Below are 12,780 nucleotides of genomic sequence, written 5' to 3' on the forward strand. Positions count from 1 at the left end.
TAGGAGCTGTCGAGCGGAGCGAGGCTGCGGTCTTTCTCCAAACACTTGAGCCTCAAGTGAAAGATCAAAAGATCGCAGGCTTCGCCAGCTCCTACAGAACTCAGCGGGCTCAAAGCCCCACTGAAGATCTTACTGGTTCAGACGAAAATCTTTTTCCGCCGCGTCGAAGCGCTGCAGCATACCCGCGGTAGGCGAGCCCATCTTGCTGACGAGGTAGATGGCCAGGCTGGCGAAGATGAAGCCCGGGATGATTTCGTACAGGCCCAGCAGCGCGAAATGCTTCCAGACGATCACGGTGATCGCCCCCACCAGAATGCCGGCGAGCGCGCCATTGCGGGTCATGTTCTTCCAGATGACGGAGATCAGGACAACCGGGCCGAAGGCAGCACCGAAACCGGCCCAGGCGTAGCTCACCAGACCCAATACGCGGTTTTCCGGGTTAGCGGCCAGGGCAATGGCGACCAAGGCCACCAGCAACACCATGGCGCGACCGACCCAGACCAGTTCCAGCTGGGAAGCGCTCTTGCGCAGGAAGGTCTTGTAGAAGTCTTCGGTCAGGGCGCTGGAGCACACCAGCAACTGGCAGCTCAGGGTACTCATCACCGCCGCCAGGATGGCCGACAGCAGTACACCGGCGACCCATGGGTTGAACAGCAGTTTTGCCAGCTCGATGAACACGCGCTCAGGGTTATCGGTCACAGGACCGGCCACGTCAGGGTGTGCCGAGAAGTACGCGATACCGAAGAAGCCGACGGCCACGGTACCGCCCAGGCACAGGATCATCCAGGTCATGGAGATGCGACGTGCATTGGCGATGGACTTGACCGAATCAGCCGCCATGAAGCGCGCCAGGATATGCGGCTGGCCGAAGTAGCCCAGGCCCCAGCCCATCAGCGAGATGACACCGATGAAGGTGGTGTTCTTGAGCATATCGAACGAAGTAGGGTCTTTCGCCTCGATGGCCAGGAAGGTGGTGTCCACGCCGCCAGTGGCCAGCAGCACGATGATCGGCGTGAGGATCAGCGCGAAGATCATCAGGGTGGCTTGTACGGTGTCGGTCCAGCTCACGGCCAGGAAACCGCCAACGAAGGTGTAGGCGATGGTCGCTGCGGCACCGGCCCACAGCGCGGTCTCGTAGGACATGCCGAAGGTGCTTTCGAACAGACGGGCACCGGCCACGATGCCGGAAGCGCAGTAGATGGTGAAGAACACCAGGATCACCACCGCGGAGATGATCCGCAGCACACCGCTCTTGTCTTCGAAACGGCTGGAGAAGTAATCCGGCAGCGTCAGCGCGTCACCGTTGTGCTCGGTCTGTACCCGCAGGCGACCGGCCACGAACAGCCAGTTCAGGTAGGCACCGACGATCAGGCCGATGGCGATCCAGCTTTCCGACAGGCCAGACATATAGATGGCACCCGGCAAACCCATCAACAACCAGCCGCTCATGTCGGAAGCACCGGCGGACAATGCCGTGACCACGCTGCCCAGGCTGCGACCGCCCAGGATGTAATCGGAAAGGTTATTGGTGGAGCGGTAAGCCATCAGGCCGATCAGGACCATGGCTGCGATGTAGATCACGAAAGTGATCAAGGTGGGATTACTAACACTCATGAGTTACGCCCTGGCTTTGTTTTTATGGTGCGGTGGCAGTTGGCAGCGCCGACAACGCAGACGTTGTAGCGACGATTTGCAATCCCGCGAATTTATGACTGATGTTTCCCCAGGAAAGCCATCAGCCGATGCCCCTCGGCTTGGAGCCGGTTGCACCTTGGCCGCGAATGCTATTCAACAAATCAAATAAGGTGCAACCAGTTTCGCTCGAATAAGTTGCACCTGATCGGTTTTATCGCAAAATCGCCGTTTTTTGCTCCCTTTTAGTGCAGTCCGCAGTGCATCGCTAGAAGCCAAAGCACTAAGCCGGTGCAGGATTGACGGGGTCGTCCTGGCTTCCGGATGAGCTGCCTGTCCTTTCAAGAAAAAAAGGGTTGCACCCGGTTGCACCTCAATCATCGCACAGCTAATCTTGCCGCCAGCTGATGCCACGCCATACGTGGTAAACATGAGGATAAAAATATGGCTACCACCACCCTTGGGGTCAAACTCGATGACCCGACCCGCGAACGCCTCAAGGCGGCCGCAACCTCGATCGATCGCACGCCGCACTGGCTGATCAAGCAGGCAATTTTCAATTACCTGGAAAAACTCGAGGGTGGTGCAACCCTGACCGAGCTGAACGGTTCACCCCGCGCCGACAGCGATGATGCCGGCGACGTACAGGTCGACCACGCTCACCAGTGCTTCCTCGAGTTTGCCGAGAGCATCCTGCCGCAATCGGTCCTGCGCGCCTCCATTACCGCCGCTTACCGTCGTCCTGAGCCGGAAGTGGTGCCGATGCTGATCGAGCAGGCCCGCCTGCCGGTGGAAGTGGCCGAAGCCACCAACAAGCTGGCGGCGTCGATTGCGGAAAAACTGCGTAACCAGAAAAGTGCCGGCGGCCGTGCCGGTATCGTTCAGGGCTTACTGCAGGAATTTTCCCTGTCGTCCCAGGAAGGCGTAGCCCTGATGTGCCTGGCCGAGGCGCTGCTGCGCATCCCGGACAAAGGCACTCGCGATGCGCTGATCCGCGACAAGATCAGCACCGGCAACTGGCAGCCGCACCTGGGCAACAGCCCGTCGCTGTTCGTCAATGCCGCCACTTGGGGCCTGTTGCTGACCGGCAAGCTGGTCGCCACCCATAACGAAACGGGCCTGACCTCCTCCCTGAGCCGCATCATCGGCAAGAGCGGCGAGCCGATGATCCGCAAGGGCGTCGACATGGCCATGCGCCTGATGGGCGAACAGTTCGTCACCGGCGAAACCATCGCCGAGGCCCTGGCCAACGCCAGCAAGTTCGAAGCCAAGGGTTTCCGCTATTCCTACGACATGCTGGGTGAAGCCGCGCTCACCGAACATGACGCCCAGAAGTACCTGGCCTCGTATGAACAAGCCATTCACTCGATCGGCAAAGCATCCCATGGCCGTGGGATTTATGAAGGCCCGGGCATTTCCATCAAGCTCTCGGCCCTGCATCCGCGCTACAGCCGCGCCCAGTACGAGCGCGTCATGGACGAGCTGTACCCGCGCCTGCTGTCGCTGACCCTGCTGGCCAAGCAATACGACATCGGCCTGAACATCGACGCCGAGGAAGCCGACCGCCTCGAACTGTCCCTGGACCTGCTGGAGCGCCTGTGCTTCGAGCCGCAGTTGACCGGCTGGAACGGCATCGGCTTCGTGATCCAGGCCTACCAGAAGCGTTGCCCGTATGTGATCGACTACGTCATCGACCTGGCCCGGCGCAGCCGCCACCGCCTGATGATCCGCCTGGTAAAAGGCGCGTACTGGGACAGCGAGATCAAGCGCGCCCAGGTCGAAGGCCTGGAAGGTTATCCGGTCTACACCCGCAAGGTGTACACCGACGTGTCCTATATCGCCTGCGCGCGCAAGCTGCTGTCGGTGCCGGAAGTCATCTACCCGCAATTCGCCACGCACAACGCCCATACCCTGTCGGCCATTTACCACATCGCCGGTCAAAACTATTACCCGGGCCAGTACGAATTCCAGTGCCTGCACGGCATGGGTGAACCGCTGTACGAACAAGTTGTAGGCAAGGTCTCCGAAGGTAAGCTGAACCGTCCGTGCCGTGTGTACGCCCCGGTCGGCACCCACGAAACACTGCTGGCCTACCTCGTACGTCGCTTGCTGGAAAACGGCGCGAACACCTCGTTCGTCAACCGCATCGCCGACCAGTCGATTTCCATCCAGGAACTGGTGGCCGATCCAGTGGCCAGCATCGAGCAGATGGCAACCCTGGAAGGCGGTTTCGGCCTGCCGCACCCGCGTATTCCGCTGCCGCGCGACCTGTACGGCAGCGACCGCGCCAACTCCAGCGGCATCGACCTGGCCAACGAGCATCGCCTGGCGTCGCTGTCCTGCGCCCTGCTGGCCACCGCCCATAACGACTGGAAAGCCGCGCCGATGCTCGGTTGCGCCGCCAGCGAAGAAACCCCGGCAGCGGTGCTGAACCCGTCCGATCACCGCGATGTGGTCGGCCATGTGCAGGAAGCGACGGTTGCCGACGTCGACAACGCCATCCAGTGCGCCCTCAACGCCGCACCGATCTGGCAGGCCACGCCACCAGCCGAACGCGCCGCGATCCTCGAGCGTGCCGCCGACCTGATGGAAGGCGAGATCCAGCCCCTGATGGGCCTGCTGGCTCGCGAAGCCGGCAAGACCTTCGCCAACGCCATCGCCGAAGTGCGTGAAGCCGTGGACTTCCTGCGCTACTACGCGGTGCAGGCGCGCAACGATTTCACCAACGACGCCCACCGCCCTCTGGGCCCGGTGGTCTGCATCAGCCCGTGGAACTTCCCGCTGGCGATTTTCAGCGGCCAGGTCGCCGCCGCACTGGCCGCCGGCAACCCGGTTCTGGCCAAGCCCGCCGAGCAGACGCCGCTGGTGGCGGCCCAGGCGGTGCGCCTGATGCTCGAAGCCGGCATTCCGGAAGGCGTCCTGCAACTGCTGCCGGGTCGCGGCGAAACCGTCGGCGCCCGCCTGGTGGGTGACGAGCGGGTCAAAGGCGTGATGTTCACCGGCTCCACTGAAGTCGCCCGCCTGCTGCAACGCAACATCGCCGGACGCCTGGACAACCAGGGCCGGCCGATCCCGCTGATCGCCGAGACCGGCGGCCAGAACGCCATGATCGTCGACTCCTCGGCCCTGACCGAGCAAGTGGTCATCGACGTCGTGTCCTCGGCCTTCGACAGTGCCGGCCAGCGTTGCTCGGCCCTGCGGGTCCTGTGCCTGCAGGAAGATTCCGCCGACCGCGTCATCGAAATGCTCAAGGGCGCCATGGCCGAATCGCGCCTCGGCAACCCGGAGCGCCTGTCGGTGGACATCGGCCCGGTGATCGATGCCGAAGCCAAGGCTGGCATCGAGAAACACATCCAGGCCATGCGCGATAAAGGTCGTATCGTCTACCAGATGGCGATCGCCGACAGCGACGAGTGCAAGCGCGGCACCTTCGTGATGCCGACCCTGATCGAGCTGGAAAGCTTCGACGAGCTGCAGCGGGAGATCTTCGGCCCGGTGCTGCACGTGGTGCGCTACAAGCGCAAGGAACTGGGTCAGTTGATCGACCAGATCAACGCCTCCGGCTACGGCCTGACCCTGGGCGTGCACACACGCATCGACGAGACCATCGCCAAGGTCATCGACAACGTCCATGCCGGTAACGTCTACGTCAACCGCAACATTGTCGGCGCCGTGGTCGGTGTACAGCCGTTTGGTGGCGAAGGGCTGTCGGGCACCGGTCCCAAGGCCGGTGGCCCGCTGTATCTGTACCGCCTGCTGTCGACTCGTCCTACCGATGCGATCCAACAGTCCTTCGTGCGCGGCGACGCCTTGGTTGCGCCGGACCTGCGCTTGCGCGATGCCATGAGCAAACCGCTGACCGCCCTGCAAGCCTGGGCCGACAGCCAGAAGCTCGCCGAACTGAGCGCCCTGTGCGTGCAGTTCGCGGCCCAATCGCAAAGCGGCATCACCCGCCAGTTGACCGGCCCGACCGGCGAACGCAACAGCTACGCCATCCTGCCGCGCGAGCACGTGCTGTGCCTGGCCGATGTGGAAGGCGACCTGCTGACGCAACTGGCGGCCGTACTGGCCGTGGGCGGCTCGGCCGTGTGGCCGGAAACCGACACCAGCAAGGCCTTGTTCGCCCGCTTGCCGAAAGAGATTCAGGCACGCATCCAGCGGGTTGCCGACTGGACCAAGGACGATGTGCTGTTCGACGCGGTCCTGCACCACGGCGATTCGGACCAACTGCGCGACGTTTGCCAGCAGGTGGCCAAGCGTGCCGGCGCCATCGTCGGGGTGCATGGTTTGTCCCAGGGCGAGACCAACATTGCGTTGGAGCGTCTGGTGATCGAACGGGCCTTGAGCGTCAACACCGCTGCGGCGGGGGGTAACGCCAGCCTGATGACTATTGGCTAAACCCGCTGTTGACCAGGCACCTGCAAGGGGTGCCTGGTCAACAAAAACCCTGTGGGAGCGAGCTTGCTCGCGATAGCGGTGCTTCAGTCAGAAGAAATGTTGTCGACTGGGACACTGCTATCGCGAGCAAGCTCGCTCCCACATTTTGATTAGTGTCACCCTCACCTCTGCATCACTGTCATCAATCATCCTGTTCAGCCTTTATCAGCACGCCTAGACTCGGCCCATTCCAAAAAAAGGTAGGCCGCCATGTCCGAGACGTTGCTCAGTTCCCGCAATCTGGCTTTCGAGCTGTACGAAGTCCTCGATGCCGAGGGCCTGACCCAGCGCGAGCGGTTTGCTGAACACAATCGCGAAACCTTCGACGCAGCCCTCGGCACGGCCCGCAGCATCGCCGAAAAATTCTTCGCGCCCCACAACCGCAAGAACGATGAAAACGAACCACGCTACGAGAACGGCCAGGCGATCCTGATTCCCGAGGTAAAGCCGGCGGTGGATGCCTTTCTGGAGGCCGGTTTTCTCAATGCCGCGCGCAGCTTCGACGCCGGAGGCATGCAGTTGCCGACGCTGCTGTCCCAGGCTTGCTTCGCACACTTCCAGTCGGCCAATGCCGCATCGACCTCTTACCCGTTCCTGACCATGGGCGCGGCGAACCTGATCGAAAGCTTCGGCAGCGATGAGCAGAAGCAACGCTTCCTGCAACCGATGATCGACGGCCGCTTCTTCGGCACCATGGCCCTGACCGAGCCCCATGCAGGTTCTTCGCTGTCGGATATTCGTACACGAGCAGAGCCTGCGTCCGATGGCACCTATCGACTCAAGGGCAACAAGATCTTCATCTCCGGTGGCGATCATCCGCTGTCGGAAAACATCGTGCACATGGTCCTGGCAAAATTGCCGGACGCGCCGCCGGGCGTGAAGGGCATTTCGCTGTTTATCGTGCCCAAGTTCCTGGTCAACGACGATGGCAGCCTCGGCCCGCGTAACGACGTGCTGCTGGCCGGGCTGTTCCACAAGATGGGCTGGCGCGGCACCACGTCGACCGCGTTGAACTTCGGTGACAACGGCGAATGCGTCGGTTACCTCGTGGGCAAGCCGCATCACGGCCTGAGCTATATGTTCCAGATGATGAACGAGGCGCGTATCGGCGTCGGCATGGGTGCGGTGATGCTGGGTTACGCCGGCTACCTGTATTCCCTTGAATACGCCCGCGAACGTCCGCAGGGCCGGCTGCCCGACAGCAAGGACCCGACCACCGCCCCGGTGGCGATCATCCAGCACGCCGACGTGCGCCGCATGCTGTTGACCCAAAAAGCCTACGTCGAGGGTTCGTTTGACCTGGGCTTGTACGCAGCGCGGCTGTTCGACGACACCACCACCCTGGACAGCGAAGCCGAGCGTCGGCGCGCCCATGAACTGCTGGACCTGCTGACCCCCATCGTCAAATCCTGGCCCTCGGAGTTCTGCCTGAAAGCCAACGAACTGGCGATCCAGATCCTGGGCGGTCACGGCTACACCCGCGAATACCCGGTGGAACAGTATTATCGCGACAACCGCCTGAACCCGATCCATGAAGGCACCCATGGCATCCAGTCCCTGGACCTGCTGGGGCGAAAGCTGGCGCAGAACGGCGGCGCCGGGCTCAAGCAGTTGATCCGCCTGGTGGCCGACACCACTGAACGAGCCCAGGCGCACCCATCATTGACGCCATTACGCCAGCCGCTGGAAGCGTTGGTGGCGCGCCTGCAAACCGTCACCCTGGGCCTGCTGACGGACCTGGCCCAGGGCAAGGTCAACAGCAGTCTCGCCAACTCGGCGCTATACCTGAAGGTGTTTGGCCACATGGTGATCGGCTGGCGCTGGCTGGAACAGGCGATTCGTGCCGAGGAAGGCCTGGCCAGGGGCAATGCCGCAGGCAGCGACTTCTATAAAGGCAAGCTGCAAGCGGCGCGCTACTTCCTGACCTGGGAAGTGCCGGGGTGTCACCATGAGCTGGCGATTCTCGAGGCGCGGGATGATACGTGCCTGGAGATGCGGGATGAGTGGTTCTGATCCAATTCTTGCGGCGCCGCTGAAATCCAATCGCGAGCAGGCTCGCTCCCACAGGGGGTTCCAAGTGAACACGACATCTGCGTTCACCACCGATCCACTGTGGGAGCGAGCTTGCTCGCGATAGCGGTGTTTCAGCCAACACACAGGCAGCTGTGCTGACGCCATCGCGAGCAAGCTCGCTCCCACACAAGCCCCACAGTCAACATTCGTTAACGGTTTCAGGCCTGCTGGATCGTCTTGGCAATCACCTCGACCGTGGCGCTGACTTGCTCTTGGTAACGGTCGAGTTCCGCCTGATGGCTCTTCTGCATTTCGATCTGTTGCGAACACAGGTTCATGGCCGCCAGTACCAGCAGGCGATCGCCGATCAGCGTCGGGTATTTCCTTTTCGTGTCGGCCAGTGCGGCCTTGAGCATCGAAGCGGCGTCCAACAGGGCCTGTTCCTGCCCGGCCGGCGCTTTGATTGAATAGTCTTCTCCCAGGATCGAGATGACCGTCACCCCATCGGCGCCGTGCTTCATGCGCTGACAGGGCCGGCGCTGGCGCGCTCGATCAGGGCCTGGATACGCGCGGCGGTGGCGCCGTGCAGTTCTTCCTGTTCCATCAGGCTCAGTTGCAGGCTTTCGTTTTCATCCTTGGCCCTGGCAAGTTCGGCGCTCAGGGTTTCGTTCAGGCCGGTGAGGTGCAGGTTCTGTTGCACCAGGTCGTTGACCAGTTGCTCCAGTTGGCTGAGGGATGTTTCCAACATATTGATTTCCAGGCTTTTCCAAGGGGCGCGTACGATAAAGAAAAGTCACCGCCGATGCCACGCTTTACCAGCGGCGGTGCTTCGCTGGCGAGTGGTAAAGACTGTGAAGGGGCAGTCTGGTTCCTACCCTTCGTCGCATTCCAGGGTGGTTCTGCGGCAAAAGCAAGGATCCCGTTCAAGACTTCAGTCGTATGACCGATAAGTCAGTTAACACCAGCCACAGTCCCGCACGGACGCGCCTCTCTCGGTACTCTCCATGTCCCTACGTAATATGAACATCGCGCCGCGGGCGTTCCTGGGGTTTGCCCTGATCGGCGCCCTGATGCTGGCCCTTGGCGTGTTTGCCCTGACCCAGATGAGCAAAATCCGCACGTCCGGCGAAAGCATCGCCCAGAACAGCGTACCCAGCATCAAGGCCTTGAATGAGTTCACCCAGCTCACCCTGCGCCTGCGCGTCTTGTCCTATCGCTTACTGGTCAACCGCGAGCCGGACATCCAACAGAAAACCTACGATCTGGTCGAACAACGCAGCCAGCAGATCCGCGCGGCCCAGACCACCTACGAAAAGCTCATCAGCGCTTCGGACGAACGGGCCGCCTACGACCAACTCGTGCAACTGCTCGGGCAGTACCGTCAGCTCGAAGAGCGCATGAAAACCCTGTCGCGAAATAATCAGGTCGATGAACTGCGCACGTTGCTCAACACTGAACTGCTGAGCAATTCAGATGCCATCAATGCCGCAATCGACCACTTGGTGGAGATCAACAACCTGCAAGCCGAGGCGCTCAATAAGGGCGCGGCGCAACAATATTCAGGCGCTTTCAACTGGGTGGTCACCCTGCTGGTCATCGCCACCGGCCTGACCCTGCTGTTCGCCTGGCTGCTGACCAACAGCATCACCAAGCCGATCGCCAACGCGTTGGATGCCGCCGAAGAGATCGCCAAGGGCAACCTGACCCGGCCGATCACCGTTGATGGCAGCGACGAAGCCGGTCGCCTGCTGCGGGCGATGTCGACCATGCAGGAAAAACTGCGCGATACCTTGCAACGGATCTCCGGTTCGGCCACACAGCTGGCGTCGGCGGCCGAAGAGCTCAACGCCGTCACTGACGAAAGCGCCCGGGGCCTGACCCAGCAGAACAACGAAATCGAACAGGCCGCGACAGCGGTCAACGAAATGACCAGCGCCGTGGAAGAGGTCGCACGCAATGCGGTCAGCACGTCGGAAGCGTCGAAACACGCCACCACATCCGCTGGCGACGGCCGCGACCTGGTGCAGGAAACCGTCGGTGCCATCGAACGCATGAGTGCCGACGTACAAAGCACCGCCACGCTGATCGGTAACCTGGCCGATGAGTCCCGCGATATCGGCAAAGTGCTGGACGTGATCCGCGGCCTGGCCGACCAGACCAACCTGCTGGCCCTGAATGCCGCCATCGAAGCCGCCCGTGCCGGTGAGGCCGGCCGTGGTTTTGCCGTGGTGGCCGACGAGGTCCGCGCCCTGGCCCACCGTACCCAGCAGTCGACCAGCGAGATCGAACGCATGATCGGCAGCATCCAGAGCGGCACCGAACACGCCGTGGACTCGATGCGCAACAGCACCGAGCGCGCCGAGTCGACCCTGAACATCGCCCGTGGCGCCGGCCTGTCCCTGGACACCATCAACACGGCCATCGTCGAGATCAACGAACGCAACCTGGTGATCGCCAGCGCCGCCGAGGAACAGGCCCAGGTGGCCCGTGAAGTGGACCGCAACCTGGTGAACATCCGCGACCTGTCGGTGCAATCGGCCACCGGCGCCAACCAGACCAGCGCCGCCAGCGCCGAACTGTCGCGCCTGGCCGTGGACCTGAACAGCATGGTCGGGCGGTTCAGCCTTTAAGGCTCAACCCGCCTTTGTGGCGAGAGCTTGCTGTGGCGAGGGGATTTATCCCCGCTGGGCTGCGAAGCAGCCCCCAACTGTGCTGCCATGCAACCAGAAGGCGAGCGCCTCGCACTCGGACGGGGATAAATCCCCTCGCCACAAGGGCCATGTCCAATCCATTGCTGTGAATCAATAGCACAGGGGCTTGTTCAGCCCCGCCAATCCCAAACCTTTTTTGACAGCATCACATTTCAACAGGTTAGAATCGCTGGCACGCAGACTGCATGGTCAGTCTGTGCCCGCCCCTCAGTTTTCCCGGAGTAACGCCTTTGACTGCAGCGACCATCAACAGCCTGTTCTTGATCGGCGCGTTGCTGGTAGGTGCGAGCATCCTGGTCAGTTCTCTTTCGTCCCGCCTGGGCATCCCGATCCTGGTGATCATCCTGGCAGTGGGCATGGTGGCCGGTGTCGACGGCGCCGGTATTCTTTTCGATAACTACGCCACGGCTTATCTGGTCGGCAACCTCGCCTTGGCCGTCATCCTGCTGGACGGCGGCTTGCGCACGCGAGTCTCGAGTTTCCGCGTGGCGCTGTGGCCGGCGTTGTCGCTGGCCACGGTCGGTGTGTTGATCACCACCGGGCTGACCGGATTGGCGGCGGCCTGGCTGTTCAACCTGAACCTGATCCAGGGCCTGCTGATCGGCGCCATCGTCGGCTCGACCGATGCCGCGGCGGTGTTCTCGCTGCTGGGCGGCAAGGGCCTGAACGAGCGGGTCAGCGCCACCCTCGAGATCGAGTCCGGCAGCAACGACCCCATGGCGGTGTTCCTCACCGTCACCCTGATCGGCATGCTTGCCAGTGGCGAAACCGGCCTGCACTGGAGCCTGCTCGGGCACCTGGTGCGTGAGTTCGGCATCGGCTCGGTACTCGGCCTGGGCGGTGGCTGGCTGATGCTGCAGCTGGTCAATCGCATCAATCTGGCCAACGGTCTCTACCCGATCCTCGTCATCAGTGGCGGCCTGGCCGTGTTCGCCCTGACCAACGCCCTGCACGGCAGCGGTTTCCTGGCGGTGTACCTGTGCGGCCTGGTGATCGGCAACCGCCCGGTGCGCAGCCGCCACGGCATCCTGCACATGCTCGATGGTATGGCCTGGCTGGCCCAGATCGGCATGTTCCTGGTGCTGGGGCTGCTGGTCACGCCCCACGACCTGCTGCCGATCGCCCTGCCGGCCCTGGGCCTGGCGCTGTGGATGATCCTGTTTGCCCGTCCGCTGTCGGTCATGGTGGGCCTGCTGCCGTTCAAGGCGTTCCATGGTCGCGAGAAAGCCTTCATTTCCTGGGTCGGCCTGCGCGGCGCGGTGCCGATCATCCTGGCCGTGTTCCCGTTGATGGCCGGCCTGCCCCACGCCCAGCTCTACTTCAACCTGGCGTTCTTTATCGTGCTGGTCTCGCTGCTGGTGCAGGGCACGAGCCTGCCGTGGGTCGCCAAGTTGCTGCACGTGACCGTCCCGCCCGAACCGCTGCCGATTTCTCGGGCCGCACTGGAAGTGCACGTCACCAGCGAGTGGGAGCTGTTCATTTATCGCCTGGGCGCGGAAAAGTGGTGCATCGGCTCGCCCCTGCGGGACCTGAAAATGCCCGAAGGCACCCGCATCGCCGCCCTGTTTCGTGGCCAGCAACTGCTCCATCCGTCGGGTAGTACGGTGTTGGAAGTCGATGATTTGCTGTGTGTTATCGGCCACGAACACGATTTGCCGGCCCTTGGAAAACTGTTCAGCCAGGCGCCGCAACGGGGCCTGGATCTGCGCTTCTTCGGCGACTTCGTACTCGAAGGAGACGCCCAGCTGGCCGCGGTTGCCGCGCTGTACGGGTTGAAGCTGGACGGCATCGATCCGGACATGTCCCTGGGCCGCTTCATCGCCCAGAAAGTGGGCGGCGCGCCAGTGGTCGGCGACCAGGTGGACTGGAACAACACCCTGTGGACCGTTGCGGCCATGGACGGGAACAAGATCGGCAAAGTGGGCGTCAGATTCCCCGAAGGAAGTCGCCCGGGTCCCGGCTTGTTCCTCTAAACTGCTCCCACTCT

General features: G+C 62.3%; 7 protein-coding genes. 4 read left to right on the forward strand and 3 right to left on the reverse strand.

Annotation, left to right across the window (positions count from 1 at the left end; translation table 11 throughout):
• Nucleotides 1-129: 129 nt before the first annotated feature.
• On the reverse strand, nucleotides 130-1,614 hold the full coding sequence (gene putP / locus BLQ55_RS06960) for a sodium/proline symporter PutP (RefSeq protein ID WP_092253078.1): 1,485 nt from the start codon (nucleotides 1,612-1,614) through the stop codon (nucleotides 130-132).
• A 462-nt stretch (nucleotides 1,615-2,076) separates the two neighbouring features.
• Between putP and putA the strand changes: the two genes are divergently transcribed.
• Nucleotides 2,077-6,030, forward strand: coding sequence for a trifunctional transcriptional regulator/proline dehydrogenase/L-glutamate gamma-semialdehyde dehydrogenase (gene putA / locus BLQ55_RS06965; RefSeq protein ID WP_092203461.1), 3,954 nt, complete (start codon nucleotides 2,077-2,079; stop codon nucleotides 6,028-6,030).
• Nucleotides 6,031-6,279: 249 nt separating this feature from the next.
• Nucleotides 6,280-8,082: an acyl-CoA dehydrogenase gene (locus BLQ55_RS06970; protein ID WP_092253080.1), complete on the forward strand. Its 1,803-nt coding sequence runs from the start codon at nucleotides 6,280-6,282 to the stop codon at nucleotides 8,080-8,082.
• 218 nt (nucleotides 8,083-8,300) lie between these two features.
• Here the strand turns inward: BLQ55_RS06970 and BLQ55_RS06975 are convergent, their stop codons facing one another.
• The gene (locus BLQ55_RS06975) at nucleotides 8,301-8,603 is read right to left on the reverse strand and encodes a cell division protein ZapA (protein ID WP_060739489.1); all 303 of its coding nucleotides are present in this window, start codon (nucleotides 8,601-8,603) and stop codon (nucleotides 8,301-8,303) included.
• Nucleotides 8,600-8,830: a hypothetical protein gene (locus BLQ55_RS06980; protein WP_053117769.1), complete on the reverse strand. Its 231-nt coding sequence runs from the start codon at nucleotides 8,828-8,830 to the stop codon at nucleotides 8,600-8,602. The genes BLQ55_RS06975 and BLQ55_RS06980 overlap by 4 nt, the downstream gene beginning before the upstream one ends.
• Nucleotides 8,831-9,086: 256 nt before the next feature.
• On the opposite strand from BLQ55_RS06980, the gene BLQ55_RS06985 reads away from it, so the two are divergent.
• Nucleotides 9,087-10,712, forward strand: coding sequence for a methyl-accepting chemotaxis protein (locus BLQ55_RS06985; RefSeq protein WP_092253082.1), 1,626 nt, complete (start codon nucleotides 9,087-9,089; stop codon nucleotides 10,710-10,712).
• Between the two features lie 311 nt (nucleotides 10,713-11,023).
• Nucleotides 11,024-12,766 carry a potassium/proton antiporter gene (locus BLQ55_RS06990; protein ID WP_092203455.1) on the forward strand — a complete coding sequence of 581 codons (1,743 nt, stop codon included), beginning with the start codon at nucleotides 11,024-11,026 and terminating at the stop codon, nucleotides 12,764-12,766.
• Nucleotides 12,767-12,780: the final 14 nt, after the last annotated feature.

This window comes from Pseudomonas sp. NFACC13-1 (genome assembly GCF_900104425.1).
Classification (GTDB): Bacteria; Pseudomonadota; Gammaproteobacteria; order Pseudomonadales; family Pseudomonadaceae; genus Aquipseudomonas; species Aquipseudomonas fluorescens_AA.